Here is a 24,600-nt window from a genome sequence, read left to right as displayed (position 1 = left end):
GGGGCTTTTACCATTTTGCTATAATTGGAGGAAAAAGTTAGCATGGGGGAATTTTTGGTGGAGGGTAAAATCATTAAGTTTTATCGGGAAAAAGCCCAAATGACACAAAAGGAGCTGGTACAAGGAATTTGTTCCATTACACATTTAAGCAAGATTGAACGAGGGATTACCGAGTATTCCAAAGAGATGATAACCCTGTTATCCGAGAGGCTGCAGATCAATATAAAAGAAGAGGTCAGAAAATATCATCTATTGGGCCAAAAACTTGATGAGTGGCAGAATGCTTTGATTTCACAACAGACGGAAGACTCAGCTAGGTTAAAAAAAGAAATAGAAGAAGAGCCGCTTAAAGAGCTTCCTGATTTTCATGCATCCTATAATTTAATCCTCTCAAGGTACCATCTATTCATGAACCTTCCGGAGAAAGCGTTTGAAAGGATACAAATTATCCAAGGGAAAGAGTCACAGCTCTCATCGTACGAACGCAATTATTTAAAACATATCATGGGCATCTATTATTTCCTGACCGGACAATACAAAGATTGCATCAACATCCTTACTAGCATTGATCATTCTGGATACCATCACAATGAATATTATTATCATCTTGCACTGGCACACCATTCAACACATTCAAATATTGCATCATACTATTATGCTGAAAAAGCCCTAGCCTATTTTCATAAAACATTGAATGTACTAAGAATCATCGATACCGAAACGATGATGCGTGTTCAATTGAACGCAAGGGAGCTGCACGACTTTGAGGAAACCAAGAAAAAATACGATTCCTTAATCAAGATGTGTGATGCTTGTCAGGCATATGATCGAAAATCCAAGCTCCTTAACAATCTTGCTTTCGAATGTTATAGAAGGAAAAGGTTTGCTGATGCAAGAAAATTATACGAAAGGGCGCTTCTGCTCGTTGATGAAGATAATCCTTTTTACACGATGTTTTTGGATGGATACATCAACAACGCGATAAAAGGAAAGTTATTGAATGATACAGAGCTCACGGACCTAGCTGAAAAAGGATTGAGACTTGCCCGAAAACATAATGGCATGCCACCCTTTTATTTTCAATTGCATCTATTTGCAATCCAGGAAGAGGAAGAAAAATTCTACCGTTTAATAGAAGAAGAAGCTCTGCCCTTTTTCAGGAAAACAGGCTACATAGTCCTGATCGATCATTATGAGAAAAAACTGTTTCATTATTTTGTAAAGATCAATGAGACAACCAAGGCATTGCAATTAGCCCAAATAATTATCGAATCACATAAAAGTCATTATGATGGAATGAATTGAACATATATCTATCGGAAGGAGCTTGGTAATGGTTTGCGTTGTATCAGTGGAGAGAAGTATCACTGATAAAATCGAATTATACTAAATTATTCCTTTGACAATCTCCTGAAACTCCTATATATTTAGCTAGTACTTTAGTGCTTAAAAGCGTTTCAGTAATTGTGAGGAGTGAAAAGGTCCTAGCCTTACCTCAGAGAATATACAACATTGAAAGCGGGGAAAAACATCATGCGTCTTGAAGATGCAAAGCTAAAACTCTCCTTACTTGAAGCAATTGGGGTTTTGGCCATTCTATTCTTAATCATTGCAACTGGTATCATACACTATGGACTTGCCCCCCATATTCCAATAATAGCGGCAATCCTTTTCTTATTTGTTTATGGGAAGATCAAGAAACTGCCATTTTCAATTATGGAGGCGGCTATAGTCAAAGGTGCAGGTACTGGTATGGGAGCCATTTATATATTCTTTTTCATTGGAATGCTGATTTCCATATGGATGGCAAGCGGGACGATCCCTACCATCATGTTCTATGGGTTTGACTGGATTTCTGGTGAATATTTTTATGCAATCACATTTTTGGTGTGTTCGCTAATTGGGCTCTGTATCGGGAGTTCACTTACAACATCAGCCACTATCGGCGTTGCTTTAATAGGTATGGCGGCGGCGATGGATTTATCGTTGGCGATTACAGCCGGTGCAATCATTTCCGGTGCATTTCTTGGGGATAAAATGTCTCCATTATCCGACTCTACCAACCTTGCATCTGGAACGGTTGGAGCACCATTATTTGAACATATTAATAATATGCTTTGGACTACGATTCCAGGTTTTTTAATATCACTTATCATCTTTTACTTCCTTTCACCGAATGTCAAAGTTGCTCGTGTTGAGGAAATCGAAGCCATGACCAAAGCCTTGGAAATGGAAACGAATATAAGCATATGGAGTTTGATTCCGTTTGTCATCGTTCTAATCATGGCTTTGAAAAAGGTGTCAGCCATTCCGACATTGTCGGCAGGAATCATTTCGGCAGCCATCATCGCTTTCATTCAAACGCCTAATTTGACGGTTGCAAAACTGGCAGATATTTTATACGGCGGATTTGTACTCAAGAGTGGAATGGATCAACTTGACTCAATCTTATCGCGGGGCGGAATTGAAAGTATGATGTTCTCCGTTTCGATGGTGTTGTTGGCATTGGCCATGGGCGGACTATTGTTCGAATTGGGAGTCATACCTTCTATATTAAAAGCGATCCAGGATTCATTGACGAGTGTAGCGAAAGTGATTTCCGCTACTGTATTTGCAGGAATCAGCGTGAATTTCCTGGTGGGTGAACAGTATTTGTCAGTTATACTGCCTGGGAAAGCCTTTCAGCAGAAATATGAAGATTTAGGCTTGCAGCCCAAAACGCTTGCGAGGGTACTTGAAGATGCAGGAACAGTTGTGAATCCTCTGGTTCCTTGGGGTGTCTGCGGTGTATTCCTGACACAGGTATTGGGTGTTTCAACCCTTGAATATGCTCCATTTGCATTCTTCTGCCTGCTTTGTCCTTTACTCAGTCTGATTTCTGGCTTTACGAAAATCGGTATCCATTATAAATAAAAAAACAGGCGGTCGGGTCTCGACTGCCTGTTTTTTTATGTGAAGTTCCATAACCTTATAGAGAAGGGGACCCCCTGACATGAACAGAAATGTCAGGGGGTATTTGAACGATTATTTTGAGGACGCAATCTCATCTTTTGGGATGGACACGACCTTTTCTTTCTGTTCAAGCAAGTTCATTCGCATAACGACATTTTGGAATATGCCCATTGAAAGCATGAGCAGCAGTAAGGAAGATCCTCCATAACTGATGAATGGAAGGGTGATCCCTGTAATAGGGATAAGTCCAGTCACTCCGCCAACGTTGATGCCGACTTGAATGCCGATCATGGATGAGATGCCGATCAATAAAAGGCTTCCAAATGGATCCTTGCATTTTGCTGAAAGTACATATCCCCTTAAAACGATAAAACCTAGTGTCAATAAAACGAACCCCACTCCGAATATCCCGAGCTCTTCTGCAATGACAGACATGATGAAATCAGTATGTGATTCAGGCAGGTATCCGTATTTTTGTACACTGTCACCAAGACCCACTCCAGTAAGGCCGCCGGATCCTATCGCGAATAGTGAATTTACGAGTTGATACCCGCTTTCTCCTGCCGTTCCGAAAGGATCTGCAAACCCAGTAAAACGAGACATCTTATTTTCAGAAAGAACGGAAGAAAAATTTCCTGTCACTATTACACCTAGTGCAAATATGGCAACGAAAATCGCAGTAATCAAAGAGAGTTTGAATATACTCTTAAAGGACATACCGGATGAAATGATCATGGTACTTGAAATCAGGAAAATGACCGCTGCCGTTCCATAGTCAGGTTGTATTCCGATTAAAAAGCAGATGAATACAAGAAAGAAAATCGGCGGGATGACGGCTTTATCAATACTATTGATTCGATCCTGCCTTTTTCCATAAATGGCTGCCAAATAAATAATCATGGCTAACTTGGAAAATTCAGCGGGTTGAATCGACTTTGTCCCTAATTTGAACCAGCTTGTGGCATTTCCTGCTGTATGGCCGAAGATAAAGAGGAGCAAAAGGATACCGGCCATTCCAAACATCATAGACATCAAGAACATTTTGTTTTTGTACATCTTATAAGGAAGAATCATCGTGACGATCATTGCCACGAATGAAATGAGAAAGGCCGTTTTTTGTTTCTCAAAGAAGAAATCCATAGGCATGCCGTATCGAGCAACAGCAGTAATCATGCTCGAACTGTAAATCATGACTAAACCAAACAAACAGAGTAATACGACAGCGATGAAAATAGGGAAGTCGTATGCTTTAATTATTCTTTTCACTTGTGCGCTCACCTCAAATATGTATGCGCGAAAAAATCGCCTTCTTATATAGTAACGGAAAATCGTTTATATAGATAATAATTTTTATTCGATATATGAATTTATCCTCCATAAACCAATATTAAACACTAAAACCGAGAAACTTGTCTGCCGGATTTCCTTTTTGCTAATAGCCCAATTCGGATTCCTATACATTACCTTCGATAGCAAACGTGAATACTCCTTTTAATATCTGAAAAATTTTTACTATATATTCCATTTGGCGGTTCTGTTAAGTCTGGAAGATTACTATTTAAGGTTATTTATGGAAAAACCTGATGTGATGAAGTGGATACTGTAAACAAATTTGTTAGAGTGACTCATCTTAAAAGGTATACTTATTTTAGCCCCGGTTATGTGGCACGGAATGGTGCAGGGATTTAATGAAGAGAGCGAACCGGTTGTGAACTTGGTTCCAATGGATTATATTATACAGGCTCCTGCGTCTCTGGCATGATATAAAGAGGGGTGGAAAAACCTCGTACGTTACGTTTAGTGAATTAGGGAAGGCCTACCTCCTTGGTCGATCTTAATTAAAAGCATAAGAATGATAGGGAGTACCAATAAAAATAAGGTTAAGCAAGGGGAGTAGTTATGGAAGAGATATATGACAAGCTGGAAGTGTTTTCTCCGGCAACAGGTGAGAAGATTGCGGAAATCGTGCCAACGCCATTGAAGTCGATTCCTCATATATATAAGAAATCAAGACATGCGTTCCAAGAATGGTCGAATCTTTCCATCAAGGAACGGCTGCACTATTTAAAACGGCTTCGTTTATTGATGGTAGAAAAAATGGATGAAATAGCTGAAGTCATTTCAAAAGATACGGGAAAAGTGAAAATTGAAGCGCTGGTTGCTGATATCATGCCAACGATTGATGCAATAAAGCATATCGAGAAACATGCATTGAAAACTCTTTCCGGACGAAAGGTCACCACTCCGCTCATGTTAATTGGAAAAAAATCTTATATCCAATATATGCCCCGTGGAACGATACTCGTCATTTCACCATGGAATTATCCGCTGCAGCTTTCCATGGTACCCATTCTTAATGCTCTAGCAGCGGGAAATGCAGTCATCGCCAAGCCCTCAGAGGTAACACCTTTAGTTGGGGTTTGCATCGAAAAGCTGTTTCTTGAAGCTGGTTTCCCGGACGGAATTATACAGTTTGCCCATGGAGGAAAAGAACTGGGTGCGGCATTAACTGAGCAAAAGCCTGATTATATATTTTTTACTGGATCTGTAAGGACTGGGAAAATGATTGGTGAGGTCGCAGCTAGACAACTGATCCCAACGACTTTGGAGCTTGGCGGGAAGGATCCGATGATCGTTCTGCGTGATGCCAACCTGGAACGGGCTGTTAACGGGGCGCTTTGGGGGGCTTTTACAAATAGCGGGCAGGTGTGCATGAGTGTTGAAAGGGTTTATGTGGAACGTCCTGTTTATAAGGAATTCCTCATGCTTCTTAAAGAAAAGACGAAGTCCATGAGGCAGGGGGTGCATTCGCAGGATGACATCGGTTCAATGACCTTCCCGGCACAAGTTGATATTGTGGCTGGACAACTGGAGGATGCACTGAATAAGGGGGCCGTACTTGAAGCCGGAATACCTCCGAAAGAGTGGAAAACGGGACAGACCCATTTCATTCCGCCGACGATTCTGTCCAATGTCGATCATTCCATGAAAATCATGAAAGAAGAAACGTTCGGACCAGTGTTGCCTGTTGTGCCTTTTGATACGGAGGAAGAAGTGATCGCCCTGGCAAATGAAAGTGAATATGGACTCAATTCCAGCGTTTGGACGATGGATAGTGAAAAAGCAAGCAAAATTGCGTCTCGGTTAGTAACAGGGGCGGTGACGATCAATGATGTGCTGATAACGGTTGCTAATCATCATTTACCATTTGGCGGTGCCAAACAAAGTGGGGTTGGCCGCTATCATGGCGAGCATGGATTAAAGATTTTCTGCCATGAAAAAGCGATCATGATCGATAAAGGTAAAAACAATACAGAAATACAATGGTATCCATATGAAGGGAAATACACGAGTTTTTTATCGCTGTTTCAGAACTACTTTTCTGCCAAACCGAACTGGATTCGTTTCGGCAAAGAATATTTGCGATTGATTAAAATATCCAAAGGGTACAGAAAATGAATCCATTTATAAAAAAGATTGTTATTTTCATAACGAGCGCGTATACTATGAATATACTTAATAACTGATTTTCCTTTTCAAAGGGGAGTAGCGTTAGGGTTCGCCCTAAAACAAAGTCGTCATTACGTGAATGTTAAACATTCATCGGCTTTGTTGACATGTTTTCATGTTCAGCAAGACCTTTGCCTATATGGCAGAGGTCTTTTTATTTTGCCAATGCCAGTAGGAAGGAAATACTAACTATTGGAGGTTGAATGGATGGAAGCATCAATATTATTGGAATATGGCTGGGTCCTTCTTATCTTGGTTGGATTAGAAGGGATACTTGCTGCGGATAACGCAGTCGTCATGGCTGTCATGGTTAAGCATTTGCCAAAAGAACAACAGCGAAAAGCCTTGTTTTATGGTTTGATGGGAGCTTTTGTTTTCCGCTTTGCAAGCTTATTCCTTATTTCCTTTCTTGTCGAGGTGTGGCAAGTTCAAGCAATCGGTGCGATTTACTTACTTTTCATTGCTTTTCAGCACATTTACAAAAAATACGCTGGTAAAGGTGAGAAGGAAATCACGAAACCTAAAAAGCAATCCGGCTTTTGGATGACCGTGGTAAAGGTTGAAGCGGCTGATATAGCTTTCGCAATCGATTCGATGTTGGCTGCTGTCGCACTGGCTGTTACACTTCCTGAAACAGGCTGGATGAAAGTCGGCGGTATTGACGGAGGGCAATTCGCTATCATGTTCCTCGGCGGCATGATTGGATTGATCATTATGCGATTTGCAGCAAATGGGTTCGTGAAGTTGCTTCATCAGCGTCCTTCCCTAGAAACGGCTGCATTTTTGATAGTGGGTTGGGTAGGAGTGAAGTTGGCGGTACACACACTCGCACACCCTTCACTGGCTATCATCGATCATCATTTCCCTGAATCAACTCTTTGGAAATCGATTTTCTGGGTCGTTTTGATTGGAATTGCAGCAGGTGCATGGATCATTTCAAGCAAAAAAGAAAAAAAAGAAAAAGAAGAGAAAAAAATACAGGAAGCTTAAAAAAACAGGCGTGCTGGTCACGCCTGTTTTTTTTGCTTTTTCATGTATTTTTGGAGATGACCCTCAAAAGCGCAGGGATGTTTACGAATGATATGTTAAAAGATGTGAATATTAAATTCCGGTTATAAAAATGACAAATGTCCCATTGTATTGGACAAAAATCAGGAAAAAGATAACTTACTGTAATTGCACTGTAATAAACGAGAAAAAACTAAGTATTTTATCATGTTGATATATTATGTGATTTAATTTTTAATGCAAAAATAGTTCTTTTGGTACTGTCTTTTAGACTCCCTCCGCTTAAGATAAGTATGTTGATGCGTATTTTATGTTCAACAGGAGCGAGGTGAGCAAATGCTTGGATTGTTGTTTACAGCATTCAAAAAAAAGCGTTCTTTAGAAGAAACCGTATTGAAAATTCAACAAGGCGATATTAGCCTTCGTAATGATACCATAGAGTCATTCAAACCTTTTATTGCGAAAACAGTGTCATCGGTTTGCAAACGTTACATATACGAATCAGATGATGAATTCAGTATTGGACTGATTGCTTTTAACGAGGCAATCGATAAATATTCCCCGGAAAAAGGCCGTTCTTTATTGGCATTTGCCGAAACCCTCGTTAAACGAAGGGTTATAGATTATATAAGAAGCCAGTCCAAACAAAAAGAAGTCCTATTGGATTTATCACTGAATGATGATAATGAGCAAAGCCATATATATATCGATAATGAAAATTCCATCAATGAATACGAGAAGCAGAAGGAATCGGAAAGAAGAAAAGAAGAAATTCTGCTTTATATAAGCCATCTAGAGGATTTTGGTCTGTCATTTGAGGATTTAGTTGAAAACTCTCCCAAACATGCAGATGCCAGGAAGGGAGCTATTATGATCGCTAAATTGTTAATGGAAGATGACGAACTGAAAGAAATCCTGTTTGCAAAAAAGCGGCTGCCCGTAAAACAGCTTGAGGGAAAAGTGGAAGTAAGCAGAAAAACGATTGAACGGAACAGAAAGTACATCATTGCTGTGGCAATCATAATAAACGGAGATTTTTTGTATTTGAATGATTATATAAAAGGGGCTATCGATGAATGAAAAAAGGAGTTATTCTTTCAGTTAATAAGCGATTTGTTACCCTATTGACCCCCGAGGGTGAATTTCTGAAAACCAAAAGGCAGGAACGGGAATATGAAGTGGGTGAGGAAATCACTTTTTCACCTGCTAAACAAAAGTTCACTTTAGCCTTTTCCAATTTTCATTCATCTTTCAAAAAAACGGCCGTGCTAAGCATTGCCTCCACCTTCTTGATTCTGTTTTCGATTCTTCCTTCTTATTTCCCTGGTCCTGTGTCGGCATATATGACGATAGATGTGAATCCAAGCATTGAATTGGAGCTTGACGATGATTTAGAAGTTCTCAAACTTACCGGTTTAAATGAAGACGGCAAGCTTGTGATTGGTCAGCTGAAGGACTGGAAAGGCAAGGATATAAAGACTGTTACAAACCGTATCGTTGAAACGACGAAGCAACTTGGTTATTTGAAAGGAAATAAACAAATTGTGGTTTCCACAACGTTATTGGAAAAAGATAAAGAACTGGATAAGAATTTAAAAGAAGAGATAAAAGAAATTTCTGAGCAGGATAATGTTTCTAACACAAAAATGAAAGTGATCCAGGCAACAAAAAGCGATCGGAAGCAAGCAAGGGAACAAGGCATATCCACTGGAAAGTATCTCGAAAAGAAGTTGAATGAAGATAAAGATAAGGATAAGGTAAAAGTCAATAAGAGGGAGCCTGCTCCAGCACCAGATAAAAAAGTCGAGGATAAGGGTGTTAATCCGAAAGAGAAGAGCGTAACGCTGAGTACGGAAAACAAATCGGATGGAGAAAAGAAAAAAGAGAATAATGAAATTGAAATAAAGCAAAAGCAGGCCAATGAAGCCAAACCGACTGAACGGAAAAACGCGGGTATGGAAGTTACCAAAATTAAGAAACAAAATGAACGGGAAGATACAATTGGAAAACGGAAACGGGATGCAATAAATGGACACAAGGAAAAAAGCAACGAGAAAAAAGGAAAATCCGAAAGCGACCACAGCAACCAATCAAAGAACAAGCAGAAAAATGAAAAGAATGATAAAAAGTTCGATGTGAAAAAAGTTTCTTCAGCCAAAGAAAATAATAATGATCATTTAAAGCACGAAAGTAAAAATAAACAAGCTAACCAAGTGAAGCAGGCTAATCGGGATAAGCAAGCAAAACAGCATAAGCAAAATAAACAAGATTGGGATAAGTCGAAAAGGGGTATCGGCAATAATGGAAAAGGAAATGGACATAATGATTAAAAAGAGTCCAGCATGCAGCTGGACTCTTAGCCATGGATATTTAATTGTGTTAGGAATTATTGACCTTTAAGTTGAGATTGTGCTTGTTGTACAAGGCGTTTCGTAATTTCTCCGCCAACTGAACCATTGGCACGTGCTGAAGTATCGGAACCTAATTGTACACCGAATTCAGATGCAATTTCATATTTGATTTGTTCTAATGCTTGTTCGATTCCAGGAACAAGAAGATTGTTACTGCTGTTAGCCATTTTTAAATCTCCCCTTTACTTTTTCAACGGCTTTTGCCGCTGTAATGATAGTATAAGTAGAATGTCGAGTTTTACTTATATGAGCAGTACCAAACTTATTGGTAAACCTGCCTTTTTGTTGTAAGTAAGTCAGTTTTAAAAGAGAATGGAAAAAAGAATGAAAAAAGGGTAAACTAGATATTTAATGGTTATGTGATTCACATAACTATATAGGAGTAAGAAAGGAAACTCTTTATGTTTGCTATCAAAAAAATATTATCAAAGTTAACACCAGCTCAGCTTATTGTCGGTTATTATTTTTTGGCCGTCACTATCTCGACCGTACTGTTGAGCTTGCCGGTTGCTCTGAAGCCAGGCGTGGAATTTAAATTCATGGATGCTTTATTCACAGCCGTAAGTGCAGTTAGTGTGACAGGTCTGACAGTTGTTAGTTTGCCTGAAGTGTATAATGAGGTAGGCTATTTCATTCTAATGTTCGTTCTCCAATTTGGCGGTATTGGCATCATGACACTCGGAACCTTTTTCTGGCTTATAGTGGGAAAGAAAATCGGTTTGAAGGAAAGGCAATTGATCATGACTGATCAAAATCAATCGAATCTTTCGGGCCTTGTTAAATTATTGATCCAAATCATTCAGATATTTGTCGTAATTGAAATGATTGGAGCTCTCGTTTTAGGTATTTACTTTCTGAATTTTTTTCCAGACTGGAAAGAGGCCTTTTTAAATGGCTTATTTTTAGCCGTAAGTGCCACCACGAATGCTGGTTTTGATATTACCGGTATATCGATGATTCCATTTAAAGACGATTATTTTGTACAGTTCATTACGATTATCCTGCTTACCCTTGGCGCCATTGGGTTTCCTGTTTTAATTGAGCTGAAAGAGTTTTTGTCCAATAGGGCCCGTACTTATAAGTTTCATTTTTCTTTGTTCACGAAGCTGACCTCAGTCACCTTCTTTTCCCTTATAATTGGGGGAACGATCCTGATTTACCTCCTGGAAATAAATGGATTCTTTAAAAATAAGAGCTGGCATGAATCGTTCTTCTACTCTTTATTTATGTCCTCCAATACTCGAAGCGGCGGGTTAGCAACAATGAATGTGAGTGACTTTTCGGAACCGACCCTTTTATTGATGAGCATTTTGATGTTCATTGGAGCATCCCCAAGTTCAGTCGGGGGAGGAATCCGGACAACTACATTGGCCATCATGATTCTATTTTTATGGAATTTCATGAGAGGAAGGCGTTCCATTAAAGTGTTCAAACGGGAAATTCACCCCGATGATATCCGAAAAGCGACTGCAGTTATGATCATGGGATCCCTCCTTTGCATAATGGCGGTCTTCATTTTATCAATTACCGAAAATTTCACTTTGATGCAAATCATTTTTGAGGTATGTTCGGCTTTCGGCTCAGTCGGCCTTTCGATGGGAATAACGCCTGACCTCAGCAATACCGGTAAAATTGTCATCATGATCATTATGTTCATTGGCCGTGTCGGGATAACCTCCCTCCTGTATATCATAGGCCATAAAGAAGTTACGGAAAATTTCCATTATCCAAAAGAACGCGTCATCATTGGGTAAATGATTTAAGTTTAACAGTGACCTTTCCACCCGTGGAAAGGTTTTTTGTGTTGTTTGCAGGAATCATGGATAAAATGTTGAAATTTACCTATAAGTGAGTTTTCCACCATTTCTATTTAAAAGATATGCTAATTTAATCCCTTACTTGGAATTCGATCAGATGAAGTATAAATCATTTTGGTAAGGAGGTGGAAGAAGTGAAGAAATATACAGGAAGAATCTTTGTCCCTGCCCTTTTCTTCATATTGATACTGCCCTATATAGGGTGGCTGGGTCATGAAGAACGCAGGTTTTCCGCCTTTGCAGGAATATATTTAATCGTAATTTTGACCATAGCCTGGTGTTTGGGTGCCAACTTTGATCATAAACGTAAAACGATTGCTTTATTGCAGGATAGCGAAGGGCGTTATCGCATTATCTCCAATTACTCCAAAGAACTGGTCAATAGCTTCAATGAGGTTATTTTCCAGACGGATGATAAAGGAAATTGGCTGTACTTAAACCCGGCATGGAAATCGATGAGTGGTGCAACCGTGAATGAATCCCTGGGGCTTCACTTTTCTAAACATATGGATAAAAATTCTTATCAGGATGTATTAAAGGCCTTTGCGGACACCTTTCATCGAGGGAATAAATACTTTCGCGCGGACATCAAACTAAATGCGAAAAAGGGAACAAGTTGGGTTGAAGCATTCGTTAAACTAATTTATGATGACGCTGGGAAATTCATCGGGACGGCGGGCATATTATCGGAAATCAATGAACGTAAACATGCGGAAGAGAAGCTTGTGAGCCTAAACGAACATTTGGCAATCACATCAAGCAAATTATCAACGGCTGCCCAACTTGCGGCAGGGATTGCACATGAGGTCAGGAACCCGATGACAGCGATAATGGGATTCGTGAAGTTGATTAAAGATGGCGGTGCCGAAAAGCAGGAGTACTATGATATTATTTTTTCGGAAATAAATCGAATTGAGCAAGTGCTGAATGAACTCTTGCTGCTATCGAAACCTGCTGAGGCGGTTTTTCTTGAGAAGGATTTAAAGGAAAGCTGCAACCATGTCGTGACGTTGTTGGAGACAAACGCCGTACTGAACGATATTCAAATTCATAAAAATTATGATTCGGAACCTATTTTTATGTACTTTGATGAAAACCAAATCAAGCAAGTACTAATAAACATGATAAAAAATTCCATAGAATCGATGCCGAATGGCGGAAATATTTTTGTAAGCATAAATGGGGAAAATGGGGAAGTTTTTTTGAGCATTTTGGACGAAGGGGAGGGTATTCCGGAAAACTCCCTGCAAAAAGTAGGAGAACCATTTTTTACTACAAAAACATCAGGAACAGGATTGGGTCTTTCCGTTTGTTTTAGAATCATCGAAAATCATGGCGGAAAAGTTTTCATCACAAGTGAACTGAAAAAAGGTACGAAAATCGTATGTATATTTCCCACCGTCCAAAAAAAGGAATATAGTGGGAAAGAAAAGGTCCAGGTACAGGGCTTTGAATGATAAGAAAATAATGATTTAATTGTTGAAAAAATCTGAATGTTGTGTATATAATTTAAAAGTAATAACATACTAACCGGTCAGTTAGTTTAAAAGGAGGATTCAATTTGAACTTTGAACATACTCAAAAGGTGAAAAACTTGGAAAAGAAGTTAACGGAATTCATGGAAAAGTACGTATACCCAAATGAATCAATATACAAAAAGCAGCTCGAAGCACAGAAGAGCCGCTGGAGTGAAATACCCCCGATATTATCTGAATTGACGGCAAAAGCAAAGGAAGAAGGATTATGGAATTTATTTTTACCTGATAGCGATTACGGTGCGGGTTTAACAAATATAGAATATGCCCCGCTTTGTGAAATCATGGGTAGGTCGACGATAGGACCTGAAATCTTCAACTGTAATGCGCCGGACACAGGTAATATGGAAGTGTTGGTGCGATACGGTTCGGAGGAACATAAAGAACGCTGGCTGAAGCCCTTGCTTGCTGGGGAAATCCGCTCATGCTTCTCGATGACGGAACCGGAAGTGGCGTCTTCCGATGCGACCAATATCGAATGCAGGATAGAAAAGACGGGTAATGAGTATGTCATAAACGGCCGAAAATGGTGGTCTTCGGGAGCAGGCGATCCTCGATGCAAGATTGCCATCGTCATGGGTAAGACAGATCCTGAGGCGTCCAAGCATGAACAACAGTCAATGATTCTTGTACCGCTGGATACACCGGGTGTCAAAATCGAGAGAATGCTCCCTGTGTTTGGCTATGATCATGCCCCGCATGGCCATGCTGAAATCACTTTTGAAAATGTGAGGGTCCCGGCAACGAATATTCTATGGGGTGAAGGCAAAGGATTTGCAATTGCCCAAGGACGACTCGGACCCGGAAGGATTCATCATTGCATGAGGCTGATCGGCGCTGCTGAAAGAGCACTTGAAGAATTATGTAAGCGCATTCAAAACCGTGTCGCTTTTGGTAAAACATTGGCGAGACAAGGTGTGATCATGGAGTGGGTCGCCGATTCACGGATTGAAATCGAACAAGCGAGACTTCTGACCCTAAAAGCCGCTTATATGATGGATACTGTCGGGAACAAGGAAGCGAAGGCGGAGATTGCCATGATAAAAGTGGTGGCACCAAATATGGCATTGAAAGTGCTGGACAGGGCCATCCAAGGCTTTGGAGCTGCAGGGATCTCCGATGATTTCCCTTTTGCTGCACATTGGGCAAATGCACGGACGTTAAGGCTTGCTGATGGGCCAGATGAAGTTCACCGCTCACAAGTTGCTAAAATAGAACTTCGAAAATACCAACAAAAGCATGAGGTGAAAATATGAAAGTTACCGATTTATTCGATTTGACTGGAAAGACGGCGATCATAACCGGTGGAGGGAGAGGATTGGGAGCACAAATAGCGACTGGCTTTGCCGAAGCTGGGGCGAATGTCGTTCTTTGTTCAAGGAAGAAGGAGGCATGCGACGAAGTTGCTTCACAAATCGAAAAGCTTGGAGTCAAGGCGCTTTCCTTCAAGTGTGATATCACCAATCCGTCAGATGTACAGGAAGTTGTTAACGAAACTTGCCGAGAATTCGGTGCCATCGACATTTTAGTAAACAATAGCGGGGCATCCTGGGGGGCACCGGCCATCGACATGCCCCTTGAAGCATGGCAGAAGGTGATGAATGTCAATGTAACCGGAACCTTTATCATGAGCCAGACAGCAGGCAGGGTAATGATTGAGCAGGGACATGGGAAAATCATAAATATCGCTTCCGTCGCCGGATTAGGGGGGACCGACCCTAGGGTGCTCGATACGGTCGGATATAATACGAGTAAAGGGGCGGTCATTACTTTAACGAAGGATTTAGCTGTTAAATGGGGTCAGCATAATATCAATGTAAATGCAATCGCACCAGGATTCTTTCCGACAAAAATGACGAAAGGGGTTCTTGAGCAAGGAAAGAATCCTATCTTGGATTCCACTCCGCTAAAAAGATTAGGGAGTGATGATGATTTAAAAGGGGCAGCGGTTTTCCTTGCCTCGAAGGCATCTGATTTTGTGACTGGAAATATCCTGATCGTCGATGGGGGTTCACATGCAAAGTAATGAAAGGTAAGTAAATATGGCTGGAGGGTATGAAATGATGAATGAAAAAAAATGGCTGTCCGTTTATCCTGATTCAATATCAAAGGAAATCAAAGTCCCTGAGTTTCCGATGCAAAGAATCCTTCAAAATGCATCTCAGTCCCATCCAAACAATACAGCTATTACTTTTTATGACCGAAAGATATCCTATCAGGAACTTTTTCATGCGTCGCAAGCCTTTGCTTCAGCCCTGCAAAAAAAAGGTGTTCAAAAAGGCGACCGTGTCGCCATCATGCTGCCTAACTGTCCGCAATACGTCATTGCGTATTATGGTTCGTTGACAACAGGAGCCATTATCACACAAATTAACCCAATGCTGGTTGAAAGGGAGTTGCAGCATATTTTACAAGACTCCGGTGCAGAAACGATCGTGGTATTGGACGGATTATACCCGAAAGTGAAAAGTGTACAGCAACATGCAAATTTGAAAAATATTATCGTCGTAAGCCTGCAGACTTCGGATGCAGATTTTCAGTCTGATGCTTCGTTTGACCAATTCTTGAAAACAGGAGATGGCAAAATCAATCCAGTATCAATCGATCCGGAAAATGATATAGCCGTTCTTCAGTATACAGGAGGAACGACTGGCCGTTCAAAAGGAGCGATGCTGACACACAGCAATATTCTGGCCAATGTCGTTCAAACGTATGAATTCTTCAAGCATGAATTAAAAATAGGTACTGAAAGAACGCTGTCGGTCATCCCGCTTTTTCATGTTTTTGGAATGTCGTCCGCAATGAATTTATCCGTGTATATCGCGGGTGACTCGATCATGCTGCCCCGATTTGAAATAGAAGAAGTGCTGGAAACGATAAAGCGTGAACAGCCGACCACTTTTCCTGGTGTTCCCACCATGTATGTAGCGTTGACGAATCACCCGAGGGCAGAAGAATATGGAATGGGCTCAATTCAGGTCTGTAACAGCGGAAGTGCACCGATGCCCGTGGAACTGCTGCGTGAGTTCGAACGAAAATCAGGTGCAAAGATATTGGAAGGCTACGGTCTTACGGAAGCTTCGCCAACAACTCATTGTAATCCGGTATTTGCAAAAAGGAAGCCGGGGAGCGTCGGGATCGGAATCCCTTCGACTGAATATAAAGTGATGGACCTGGGTGACGGGACAAAAGAAGTGGCCACTGGCGAAATGGGGGAATTGGTCGTCAAGGGACCACAAGTGATGAAAGGGTACTGGAATATGCCGGAGGAAACGGCGGTAACCCTTAGAGATGGTTGGCTTTATACGGGTGATATCGCCAAAGTTGATGATGACGGGTATCTCTATATTGTCGATAGGAAAAAAGATTTGATCATCGCAAGTGGTTATAATATATATCCGCGAGATGTGGAGGAAGTGCTTTATGAACATCCTGCTGTCCAGGAAGCGGTTGTCATCGGCGTTCCGGATGCGTACCGAGGAGAGTCGGTAAAAGCGGTGCTTGTACTTAAAAATAATAAAACGGCAAATGAGCGGGAAATCATCGACTACTGCCGTGCCAACCTATCGGCCTATAAAGTTCCGCATTTCGTTGAATTTCGTGAAAAGTTACCGAAAACAAATGTCGGAAAGATTTTAAGGCGGGCTTTAAGAGAAGAACTTTCCAGGAAATAAGAGGGCTTTGATAGTACGAAAGCGTATGATATCAATTCAGCTGAAATTTTAACAGATTGCGAGGGTGCTTACATGAAAGAAAAAATGACAGAACATAGCATACGCTTATTTGAAAAGAAGGGCTTTAGTGAAACGTCGATTTCTGATATCGTCGAATCGGTCGGGGTGACGAAGGGAACGTTTTATTATTACTTTACGAGCAAAGAGCAATTGCTTATGGATATTCATCTCGCTTATATAGACGAGTTGCTTAGTGAGCAGGAAATGATCATTTCGGAACCTGGGAAAAGCTGTAAGGATAAGCTTTTCGATATGGTATATATGCTTATAAAAAGCATCAAAACCAAAAAATCCAGCGCAACGGTCTTTTTCCGTGAAATGAAAAATCTAAGTGACGAAAAACTTGCACAAATCCTTCCTAAGCGGGATGAGTTCCGTAATAAAATCGAGCAAGTGCTGATTAGCGGCATCGAGAGCGGAGAACTACGTTCCAATCTCGATGCATCCATCATCTCTTTCGCTATTTTGGGTGTAGCCAATTGGAGCTATCATTGGTTCGACCCAGAAGGTGAAAAAAACGAACAGGAAGTTGCCTCCATTTTTATGGGGATGATTCTGCAGGGAATTGAAGCGTGACCAGGTAACATACTAACCAGTTAGTTGAAGGGAGATAGAAGGCATGGCCAACAAGCAAATTCAATCGATAACCGTAATTGGGGCCGGGCAGATGGGGCATCAAATTGCGATGCTTGCTGCACTTGGAGGGTACGAAACGATTCTTCAGGATGTTCAGGAATTAGCGTTGAATACAGCCAAAGAAAAACTGGACGCCATTTTGACTAAATGGGTTCAAAAAGGAAAATTGTCTGAAGATCGTAAATTGGCTGCTTTTAGCCGTCTTCAATATACTACCGATCTTGAGAAAGCGGCGAGTGGAGCTGATCTGATCATTGAAGCGGTAGTTGAAAAACTTGATGTGAAACAGGAGGTCTTCGCTAAACTTGAAGAATTCGCCTCCGCGGAAACCATTTTTGCTACGAATAGTTCAACGATCGTCAATAGCCTGCTTGCGAGTGTGACGAAGCGCCCGGATAAGTTTATTAATATGCATTTCTTTTTTCCGCCTCTAGTTATGGATTGTGTTGAGGTTGTCATGAGTGATCAAACATCGGAGGAAACAGCCGAGCTTGCGATGGAAGTGACAGAGAAAATGAATAGGACAGGAGTTTTGTTGAGAAAAGAGATATCGGGATTCGTAGCCAATAGAATTTTGGGAGCGTTGCAGCGTGAGGCCCTATATTTGTATGAAGAAGGAATTGTGGATTATAAGGATATCGATTTAATTTGCAGGAAAGCTTTAGGCCATCCCATCGGCCCTTTTGAACTGATGGATCTATCAGGTATTGATGTAGGATATTTTGTCATGCAGCAGCGATACAATGAAACTGGAAATCCAGAAGACAAGCCGAATGCTTGTATAGCAGAAAAGGTGAATAAAGGGGATTTAGGAAGGAAAACAGGAAAAGGCTGGTATGATTATCCAAATCAAGGGGTGAAGAATCGATGACAAAATTAATTAGAGTGGTTAAGGAAAATAAGCTTGCGATCATCACCATCGATAATCCTCCATTAAACGTAATCAGTAAACAAGTATTCAGGGAGTTGGGAGAAACATTCGATGAACTTTCAAAAGATAATGAAACAGTTGCGGTACTCATAACAGGTGCAGGCAATATCGCATTTGCGGCTGGTGCTGATATAAAAGAATTCCCTAGCATGATGGGGAACCCGAATATGAAGGAAATTGTAAAGGAGGGTCATGCCGTCCTAACCAAAATAGACCAGTTTCCTAAACCTACAATAGCTGTATTAAATGGCCTGACTTTGGGCGGTGGATGTGAACTGGCTCTGGCCTGTGATTTGCGAGTGGCTGAAACACAGGTTCAAATTGGTCTGCCGGAAGTGAAATTAGGCTTATTTCCTGGAGCTGGCGGTACACAGCGTTTGTCTAGACTTGTCGGAAACGCAAAGGCAAAAGAGATTATATTTACCGGTGATCCGCTAGGTGCCATGGAAGCGGAAAAGATCGGGCTTGTCAATAAAGTCGTCGAGCAAGGCTGCGGCTTATCGGAAGCGAAAATCTTGGCCTCACGAATGACAAGGCACTCACTTCAGGCACTTTCGAGAATCAAAAAGGCGATTAATGAAGGAAGTGAAGCCACGCTTGAACAAGGTCTGGAGATTGAAACGAATCTTTTTGAAGAAATCTTCCAAACTGAAGATGTTAAAGAAGGGGTTTCCGCTTTCTTGGATAAACGTAAACCTGCTTTTGTGCATCGTTAATTCAAGGAGGGGTCTTATGCATGAATTGGAAGTCGACGTCCGTTTTTCCGAAACGGATGCTTTGGGCCACATCAATAACACAAGCTATTTCATTTACCTTGAAGAAGCGCGAATGAAATTTTTTGAAGCGTTGGGCTTGGCTACGAATGTCGAGTCATGGAACTTTTTGTTAGCCTCCACTAAATGCGACTTTATTGCTCAGGGATATTTCAATCAACTCTTGACCATTCGTTCATCTATAAAAAAGGTAGGGACGAAAAGTTGTGAAATGGCCCATGATATCCTTTGCTCAAAAACTGGGGAAATCATTGCTAAGGGAAGTGCAGTTTTAGTTTGTTTTAATTTTTTGAATCAAAAAAGTGAACCTATTCCTGAAATGATTAAAGAAAAACTCATTTCACATCTTGTTCATAATTAGAATGAAGGAGTGGAAGAACATGGTTGGCGATACGATTCCTGTTCGGCCCGGCGAGGAACTGAATATTGGTGCATTAGAAGGTTTCTTAAGAAAAAATGTATTGGACCTTCCAAATGAACCGTTAGAATTGCAACAATTTTCAACGGGCTATTCCAATTTGACTTATCAGCTGAAAATTGGTGAGTGGGAGGCTGTTCTAAGAAGGCCACCGCTTGGCCCTGTTGCGCCAAAGGCACATGATATGAAGCGTGAACATCATATCCTTTCCTCAATAAACCCATATTTTCAAGCGGCTCCCGAGCCTATTCTGTTCTCGGATGATGAATCGATTGCGGGGGCCCCTTTTTTCCTAATGGAAAGGAAACATGGAATTGTAATAGATACCGAATTTCCCAAGGGAATCGAGCCTACTGTTGAAAAGTGCATACAGCTTTCTCATGTCATGGTCGATCGGCTTGCTGATCTTCACTCGATTCCCTATGAGAAAACTGCGTTGGTGGAAATCTCCAAACCTGAAGGGTTCATTGAAAGACAAGTGCGCGGGTGGATTTCCCGCTATGAGAGAGCAAAGACAGATGAAATCAAGGAAATTCGACCGCTCATCGATTATTTTCAACAGTATATCCCGAAACATAGCCAGACTTCCATTATCCATTATGACTATAAGATCAATAATGCCATGTTTAACCAGGACCTTACAGAGATGGTTGGTTTATTTGATTGGGAAATGTCCACCGTTGGTGATCCGTTAGCCGATCTAGGAGTGGCTTTAAGCTACTGGACGGAAAGCGGTGATCCGGAACTTATCAAAATCGGTGTGGGTAAAGGATCCGTCACCACTTTACCTGGTTTCCCGACACGAAGGGAATTTATCGGGATGTATGCAGCTAGAAGCGGCAGGGATGTTTCCAACGTCGATTTTTATTTAACATTTGGTTACTTTAAGTTGGCTGTCATTCTTCAGCAAATTTATTATCGATATAAAAAAGGCCAGACTAATGATCCCCGTTTTTCCAATCTCGGAAAAATGGTTAAAAGCTTACTCACTCATGCAGCAAATGTAGCTGCGAAGGAAGTTTAATATATGGAATATATACAAAACATTCATTTGCTGCTAAAAAAAGAAGAGATAGATGGAAAAAAGCTTCAAGAAGGGGAAAAAGTTGCGGTCGTACTTGATGTATTATTAGCGACCACTACGATTATTTCAGCACTTCATGAGGGAGCACGCCAGGTGATACCTGTCATGGATCCAGTGGATGCCTTGGTGAAAAGCCAGGAATTGGACCATGGGGATGTTGTAGTTGCAGGGGAACTAAAAGCTAAGCCGGTTGATGATTTAATGTATCCGAGTCCGACGCTATTGAGTAAGTTGGTACGCGGCAAAACATTAATACTTTCCACGACTAATGGAACGGTTGCGCTGAGAAATTCTGCAGCTGCCAAAAAGGTTTATATCGCATCTTTGTTGAATAATCCGTCTGTTGCAGAAAAAATAAGAAAACATCATAAAACAGAAACGATCATCATCGTTTGCTCGGGAAATTCAGGTGAATTCAGTCTGGAAGACTTTTACGGTGCAGGTCATTTGATAGATTGCCTGATTGCTGGGTCGCAAGGCTCTTTCATACTCAACGATGCAGCAAAGGCTGCCAATGCGCTTTATCGCACGAATAGCGAAAATGCCTTTGATATCCTGAAATCATCATATGTCGGACAGCTGTTTGACAAACATAGTTTGATCGCCGATTTGGAATTGGCGGCGCAAAAAGGTTCGTTGGATCTTGTCCCGGAGTTGGTGGATGGAAGGATCGAAGCTGAATTGAAAAGGCAGGAAACGTAGTTCAAAATCCAGATAAGGAGTGAAGGGGATGAGGTTTTCACAATCAATAGCGGTGGTGACAGGTGCAGGCTCAGGTATTGGGAAAGCTACAGCGATGCGCCTATCGGACGAAGGGGCAAAAGTGTTATTGGTAGGGCGGACGAAAGGAAAGCTGGAGGAAGCAGCTGCAGAAATCAATGCGAGGCATACGATTCCCGTGGCCGACATTTTCCCTGCAGATGTTACCGTCGAGGAGGATGTAATAGAGCTGGCCATGTATGTGAAGGAACAATATCGTGACCTTCACATTTTAATCAATAACGCAGGTGGATCAAAGTCCTCGAAGCTTTTGGATACATCTGCTGCTGATTGGGATATGATTCAGCATGTCAATTTGAAAAGTGTCTTTCTTGTTTCCAAGTACTTGGGGAAAGTGATGGAAGAAGGAGCGGGCAGTGGTAATGAAGGCTCCGCCAATCGGGCAATCGTGAATGTGGCTTCACTGTCAGGGCATCAGGCAGGTGCATTCATCCCGCATTACAGCTCTGCTAAAGCAGGTGTCATCAGTTTAACTAAATCATTGGCACTGGAACTCGCTGCAGTCGGCATTCGGGTCAATTCCGTATCACCTGGATTCATTGAAACTCCATTGACGGAGGATGGATTGCAAAATGAAAAATTCGTAAAGTCCATTCAACGGAACACGGCACTGGAAAGAGTGGGGAGAGCGGAGGAAATAAGTAATGTCATTACCTTTGCTGCTTCCCCGGAGGCTTCCTATATGACTGGGACGGATTTATTGGTGGATGGCGGCTGGTTGATCAAATAGAAAAAGGGGATGGGTAAATGTTAAAAGAACACTTATTGACAGAAGTAATCGATAATGTAATGATCCTTACTTTGAATCGTCCTGAAAGTTTGAATGCGTTTAGTCCTGATATGATCGCAAGCTTAACGAAAGCGATTAAGGATGTAAAACATACACCACATATAAGGGCCGTCGTCATTAAAGGGGCGGGAAGGTCGTTCACTGCAGGAGGAGACGTAAAGTCGATGGGGAAGGCCTCTGCAGGTCAATTGTATGATCATGTCGGCAGAATGAACGAATGCATAATGGCTCTCGATGCCTCTGAGGTTCCCGTAATCGCTGCCGTCCATGGATTTGCGGCAGGGGCAGGATTCAATTTGGCACTCGCTTGTGATTTGATCGTGGCTTCCGATGATAGTCAATTTGCCATGAGTTTTTCACAGGTAGGCCTGATTTCTGATGGAGGGGGCTCGTATTTTTTACCTAAGTTAGTAGGGCCCCACCTTGCAAAGCAGCTCTTCTTTTCTGCCGAACCGATTTCTGCGGAGCGCTTATACCAGTTAGGTGTCATTAATTATTTATACCCACTCAATCAACTTGAAGAAGAATCATTGAAACTTGCGGAAAAGCTGGCAAATGGACCGACAAAGGCTTATGGAATGATGAAAAAGCTCGTAAGTCATTCATTTACAGCTACACTTGATGAAATACTCGAACAAGAGCGCATCACGCAAACCTTGATGGCTTCAACAGAAGATCATCTGGAGGGAGTTGCAGCATTCAAAGAAAAGAGAAAACCGGAATTTACAGGGAATTAATGAGGGAGGGATAAAGATGAGAGCCATTCATTTTGAAGAATACGGCGGACCGGAAGTACTGAAATTGACTGAAATGGAAAGACCCGTGCCAACTGGGCATGAAGTTCTGATTGAAATCGATTGTGTCGGCGTCAATTATGCAGATACAGCCAGAAGGGAAGGGCAATATGTAGTACCTACGCCGCTTCCTTTCATTCCAGGTGCGGAAGTGGCTGGCGTTGTGGTGGAAGTTGGTGGAAAGGTGACTAAAATCAAACCTGGTACAAGGGTTGTGAGTTTAATTGAATCAGGTGGGTATTCGGAATACGCCCTATCTGATGAGTTCTCGGCCATTCCGCTTCCTGATGCCATTCAGTTCCATGAAGCTGTTGCCCTGCCCCTTCAAGGTCTGAGCGCCTATCATATTTTAAAGACAATGGGACGCATGCAACAGGGGGATACGGTATTGGTCCATGCTGCTGCAGGTGGAGTAGGAACGATTGCTGTCCAGCTAGCCAAAATCTTCGGGGCTGGAAAAGTGATTGCCACAGCCAGCACAGTGGAAAAGTTGAAACTGGCTAAAGAGATGGGGGCAGATGAACTCATCGATTACACGAAAGAAGGATGGGAAATGGAAGTCCGTGAGGTCACGGGAGGTAAGGGAGTCGACGTGGCGCTGGAAATGGCTGGAGGGGATATTTTCAATAAAACATTGAAATGTTTGGCACCATTCGGACGTCTAGTTGTTTTTGGTAATGCCAGCCGTAAGCCATATACGATGAATCCGCAGCAATTAATGAGGCGCAATCAATCCGTTGTAGGTTTTTTCCTGCCACAGATCATGAAACACCCAGATTTACTGTTGCCCAGCATTCAAGAACTTTTTGCATACGTCGCGTCTGGGGAACTTAAGCTAACCATCGGCGGCATCTATCCAATTGAAAAGGCAGCAGCCGTCCATGAGGAAATGAACGCACGTCAAACAAAAGGGAAGTTGATTTTGCAGGTTAAATGAGAAGAAGGGGTGTGATGCACCCCTTGTATGATAATGGGATTCTTGCCCTTCTAGAACGACTCAATCCGCATCGGTGCTGACATCCTTATCGGGATGCATGAAAGGCGGCTGCGGTGCTCTTTTAGCCTCTAACAATTCACGGTTTTCAGTTGTATTCCAGCCTATATCATTGGTGGGGTGTATCCATTCGTCTCCAGCCATGATTTCCGGATCTGTATCTTCACTCCAATTTTCAAGTGGTGAGTTTTCGGATGCATATTTACTGTCGCCGATGACGACTCCATAATCATTAACGAATGGAGCCTTTGGTTTTATGCCGGTTCCTTTAAAGCTTGGTGCGTTAATTTGGTGCGGTTGTGTATCGTCGATAATTGGTGAATCCAATTTTTTTTTCATATAGCGACTCCCTTTCCGTTTTACGGTTATTTTTCTCGTCTGTCCCTATATTATCCCTGAATAATTTCCGGCATTTTTACCCCACTCTAAAGAA

The 24,600-nt window shown here is 41.7% G+C and carries 23 protein-coding genes; 20 read left to right on the top strand and 3 right to left on the bottom strand.

What is annotated here, in order from left to right; all coding sequences use genetic code 11:
• Positions 1-42: 42 nt before the first annotated feature.
• A complete protein-coding gene (locus tag ACSR9O_RS01750; protein ID WP_491723816.1) occupies positions 43-1,305 on the top strand; it encodes a response regulator aspartate phosphatase in 1,263 nt (420 codons plus the stop codon).
• A 207-nt stretch (positions 1,306-1,512) separates the two neighbouring features.
• Positions 1,513-2,913 carry a Na+/H+ antiporter NhaC gene (nhaC, locus tag ACSR9O_RS01745; protein ID WP_434168977.1) on the top strand — a complete coding sequence of 467 codons (1,401 nt, stop codon included), beginning with the start codon at positions 1,513-1,515 and terminating at the stop codon, positions 2,911-2,913.
• Positions 2,914-3,024: 111 nt separating this feature from the next.
• Here nhaC and ACSR9O_RS01740 read toward each other — a convergent pair whose 3' ends face one another.
• A complete protein-coding gene (locus tag ACSR9O_RS01740; RefSeq protein WP_230177630.1) occupies positions 3,025-4,218 on the bottom strand; it encodes an FtsW/RodA/SpoVE family cell cycle protein in 1,194 nt (397 codons plus the stop codon).
• A 633-nt stretch (positions 4,219-4,851) separates the two neighbouring features.
• Between ACSR9O_RS01740 and ACSR9O_RS01735 the strand changes: the two genes are divergently transcribed.
• The 4 genes from ACSR9O_RS01735 to ACSR9O_RS01720 all read left to right on the top strand — a co-directional run bounded on the left by ACSR9O_RS01735 (position 4,852) and on the right by ACSR9O_RS01720 (position 9,800).
• Positions 4,852-6,411: an aldehyde dehydrogenase family protein gene (locus tag ACSR9O_RS01735; protein ID WP_101224481.1), complete on the top strand. Its 1,560-nt coding sequence runs from the start codon at positions 4,852-4,854 to the stop codon at positions 6,409-6,411.
• A gap of 258 nt (positions 6,412-6,669) precedes the next feature.
• Positions 6,670-7,452 (top strand): TerC family protein, encoded by a 783-nt coding sequence (locus ACSR9O_RS01730; RefSeq protein WP_101224482.1) that lies wholly within the window; start codon positions 6,670-6,672, stop codon positions 7,450-7,452.
• 354 nt (positions 7,453-7,806) lie between these two features.
• Positions 7,807-8,550, top strand: coding sequence for an RNA polymerase sigma factor SigI (gene sigI, locus ACSR9O_RS01725; RefSeq protein ID WP_101224483.1), 744 nt, complete (start codon positions 7,807-7,809; stop codon positions 8,548-8,550).
• Positions 8,547-9,800 (top strand): anti-sigma factor domain-containing protein, encoded by a 1,254-nt coding sequence (locus tag ACSR9O_RS01720; RefSeq protein ID WP_101224484.1) that lies wholly within the window; start codon positions 8,547-8,549, stop codon positions 9,798-9,800. The genes sigI and ACSR9O_RS01720 overlap by 4 nt, the downstream gene beginning before the upstream one ends.
• Positions 9,801-9,856: 56 nt before the next feature.
• Here ACSR9O_RS01720 and ACSR9O_RS01715 read toward each other — a convergent pair whose 3' ends face one another.
• Entirely contained in the window at positions 9,857-10,048 is a 192-nt protein-coding gene (locus ACSR9O_RS01715) for an alpha/beta-type small acid-soluble spore protein (RefSeq protein WP_034314196.1), read from the bottom strand.
• A 234-nt stretch (positions 10,049-10,282) separates the two neighbouring features.
• Between ACSR9O_RS01715 and ACSR9O_RS01710 the strand changes: the two genes are divergently transcribed.
• From ACSR9O_RS01710 to ACSR9O_RS01645, 14 genes are all read left to right on the top strand, one after another.
• Complete coding sequence (locus tag ACSR9O_RS01710) at positions 10,283-11,635, top strand: TrkH family potassium uptake protein (RefSeq protein ID WP_101224485.1); 1,353 nt, start codon at positions 10,283-10,285, stop codon at positions 11,633-11,635.
• A gap of 197 nt (positions 11,636-11,832) precedes the next feature.
• Positions 11,833-13,155 carry an ATP-binding protein gene (locus tag ACSR9O_RS01705; protein ID WP_157831110.1) on the top strand — a complete coding sequence of 441 codons (1,323 nt, stop codon included), beginning with the start codon at positions 11,833-11,835 and terminating at the stop codon, positions 13,153-13,155.
• 104 nt (positions 13,156-13,259) lie between these two features.
• Positions 13,260-14,489, top strand: coding sequence for an acyl-CoA dehydrogenase (locus tag ACSR9O_RS01700; RefSeq protein WP_101224487.1), 1,230 nt, complete (start codon positions 13,260-13,262; stop codon positions 14,487-14,489).
• Complete coding sequence (locus ACSR9O_RS01695; RefSeq protein WP_101224488.1) at positions 14,486-15,259, top strand: SDR family oxidoreductase; 774 nt, start codon at positions 14,486-14,488, stop codon at positions 15,257-15,259. The genes ACSR9O_RS01700 and ACSR9O_RS01695 overlap by 4 nt, the downstream gene beginning before the upstream one ends.
• Before the next feature lie 37 nt (positions 15,260-15,296).
• Positions 15,297-16,907: a long-chain-fatty-acid--CoA ligase gene (locus ACSR9O_RS01690; protein WP_491725433.1), complete on the top strand. Its 1,611-nt coding sequence runs from the start codon at positions 15,297-15,299 to the stop codon at positions 16,905-16,907.
• Between the two features lie 72 nt (positions 16,908-16,979).
• The gene (locus ACSR9O_RS01685; RefSeq protein ID WP_260356997.1) at positions 16,980-17,543 is read left to right on the top strand and encodes a TetR/AcrR family transcriptional regulator; all 564 of its coding nucleotides are present in this window, start codon (positions 16,980-16,982) and stop codon (positions 17,541-17,543) included.
• Between the two features lie 43 nt (positions 17,544-17,586).
• Positions 17,587-18,474 carry a 3-hydroxyacyl-CoA dehydrogenase family protein gene (locus ACSR9O_RS01680; protein WP_101224490.1) on the top strand — a complete coding sequence of 296 codons (888 nt, stop codon included), beginning with the start codon at positions 17,587-17,589 and terminating at the stop codon, positions 18,472-18,474.
• Positions 18,471-19,250: an enoyl-CoA hydratase gene (locus ACSR9O_RS01675; protein ID WP_230177626.1), complete on the top strand. Its 780-nt coding sequence runs from the start codon at positions 18,471-18,473 to the stop codon at positions 19,248-19,250. The genes ACSR9O_RS01680 and ACSR9O_RS01675 overlap by 4 nt, the downstream gene beginning before the upstream one ends.
• A 16-nt stretch (positions 19,251-19,266) precedes the next feature.
• Positions 19,267-19,668: an acyl-CoA thioesterase gene (locus ACSR9O_RS01670; protein WP_491723815.1), complete on the top strand. Its 402-nt coding sequence runs from the start codon at positions 19,267-19,269 to the stop codon at positions 19,666-19,668.
• A gap of 19 nt (positions 19,669-19,687) precedes the next feature.
• Positions 19,688-20,749 (top strand): phosphotransferase family protein, encoded by a 1,062-nt coding sequence (locus tag ACSR9O_RS01665; RefSeq protein ID WP_491723814.1) that lies wholly within the window; start codon positions 19,688-19,690, stop codon positions 20,747-20,749.
• A gap of 3 nt (positions 20,750-20,752) precedes the next feature.
• The gene (locus ACSR9O_RS01660; RefSeq protein ID WP_230177624.1) at positions 20,753-21,511 is read left to right on the top strand and encodes a 2-phosphosulfolactate phosphatase; all 759 of its coding nucleotides are present in this window, start codon (positions 20,753-20,755) and stop codon (positions 21,509-21,511) included.
• A gap of 28 nt (positions 21,512-21,539) precedes the next feature.
• Positions 21,540-22,319 carry an SDR family NAD(P)-dependent oxidoreductase gene (locus tag ACSR9O_RS01655; RefSeq protein ID WP_491723813.1) on the top strand — a complete coding sequence of 260 codons (780 nt, stop codon included), beginning with the start codon at positions 21,540-21,542 and terminating at the stop codon, positions 22,317-22,319.
• Positions 22,320-22,336: 17 nt separating this feature from the next.
• On the top strand, positions 22,337-23,116 hold the full coding sequence (locus ACSR9O_RS01650; RefSeq protein WP_402941623.1) for an enoyl-CoA hydratase/isomerase family protein: 780 nt from the start codon (positions 22,337-22,339) through the stop codon (positions 23,114-23,116).
• Positions 23,117-23,132: 16 nt separating this feature from the next.
• Entirely contained in the window at positions 23,133-24,110 is a 978-nt protein-coding gene (locus tag ACSR9O_RS01645) for a quinone oxidoreductase family protein (protein WP_101224496.1), read from the top strand.
• A 60-nt stretch (positions 24,111-24,170) separates the two neighbouring features.
• Here ACSR9O_RS01645 and ACSR9O_RS01640 read toward each other — a convergent pair whose 3' ends face one another.
• Positions 24,171-24,506 (bottom strand): DUF3905 domain-containing protein, encoded by a 336-nt coding sequence (locus ACSR9O_RS01640; protein ID WP_101224497.1) that lies wholly within the window; start codon positions 24,504-24,506, stop codon positions 24,171-24,173.
• Positions 24,507-24,600 lie beyond the last annotated feature (94 nt).

Source organism: Peribacillus sp. B65 (assembly GCF_058513295.1).
This window is presented reverse-complemented; position numbering and strand designations above follow the sequence as displayed.

Bases quoted from the DNA above. Each gene is read 5' to 3' on its own strand.
- ACSR9O_RS01690 (WP_491725433.1), top strand. From the start codon at position 15,297: ATGAATGAAAAAAAATGGCTGTCCGTTTATCCTGATTCAATATCAAAG.
- ACSR9O_RS01730 (WP_101224482.1), top strand. From the start codon at position 6,670: ATGGAAGCATCAATATTATTGGAATATGGCTGGGTCCTTCTTATCTTG.
- ACSR9O_RS01640 (WP_101224497.1), bottom strand. From the start codon at position 24,506: ATGAAAAAAAAATTGGATTCACCAATTATCGACGATACACAACCGCAC.
- ACSR9O_RS01655 (WP_491723813.1), top strand. From the start codon at position 21,540: ATGAGGTTTTCACAATCAATAGCGGTGGTGACAGGTGCAGGCTCAGGT.
- ACSR9O_RS01715 (WP_034314196.1), bottom strand. From the start codon at position 10,048: ATGGCTAACAGCAGTAACAATCTTCTTGTTCCTGGAATCGAACAAGCA.
- ACSR9O_RS01750 (WP_491723816.1), top strand. From the start codon at position 43: ATGGGGGAATTTTTGGTGGAGGGTAAAATCATTAAGTTTTATCGGGAA.
- ACSR9O_RS01680 (WP_101224490.1), top strand. From the start codon at position 17,587: ATGGCCAACAAGCAAATTCAATCGATAACCGTAATTGGGGCCGGGCAG.
- ACSR9O_RS01675 (WP_230177626.1), top strand. From the start codon at position 18,471: ATGACAAAATTAATTAGAGTGGTTAAGGAAAATAAGCTTGCGATCATC.
- ACSR9O_RS01720 (WP_101224484.1), top strand. From the start codon at position 8,547: ATGAAAAAAGGAGTTATTCTTTCAGTTAATAAGCGATTTGTTACCCTA.
- ACSR9O_RS01735 (WP_101224481.1), top strand. From the start codon at position 4,852: ATGGAAGAGATATATGACAAGCTGGAAGTGTTTTCTCCGGCAACAGGT.
- ACSR9O_RS01660 (WP_230177624.1), top strand. From the start codon at position 20,753: ATGGAATATATACAAAACATTCATTTGCTGCTAAAAAAAGAAGAGATA.
- ACSR9O_RS01665 (WP_491723814.1), top strand. From the start codon at position 19,688: ATGGTTGGCGATACGATTCCTGTTCGGCCCGGCGAGGAACTGAATATT.
- ACSR9O_RS01695 (WP_101224488.1), top strand. From the start codon at position 14,486: ATGAAAGTTACCGATTTATTCGATTTGACTGGAAAGACGGCGATCATA.
- ACSR9O_RS01650 (WP_402941623.1), top strand. From the start codon at position 22,337: ATGTTAAAAGAACACTTATTGACAGAAGTAATCGATAATGTAATGATC.
- ACSR9O_RS01685 (WP_260356997.1), top strand. From the start codon at position 16,980: ATGAAAGAAAAAATGACAGAACATAGCATACGCTTATTTGAAAAGAAG.
- ACSR9O_RS01710 (WP_101224485.1), top strand. From the start codon at position 10,283: ATGTTTGCTATCAAAAAAATATTATCAAAGTTAACACCAGCTCAGCTT.
- ACSR9O_RS01645 (WP_101224496.1), top strand. From the start codon at position 23,133: ATGAGAGCCATTCATTTTGAAGAATACGGCGGACCGGAAGTACTGAAA.
- ACSR9O_RS01670 (WP_491723815.1), top strand. From the start codon at position 19,267: ATGCATGAATTGGAAGTCGACGTCCGTTTTTCCGAAACGGATGCTTTG.
- sigI (WP_101224483.1), top strand. From the start codon at position 7,807: ATGCTTGGATTGTTGTTTACAGCATTCAAAAAAAAGCGTTCTTTAGAA.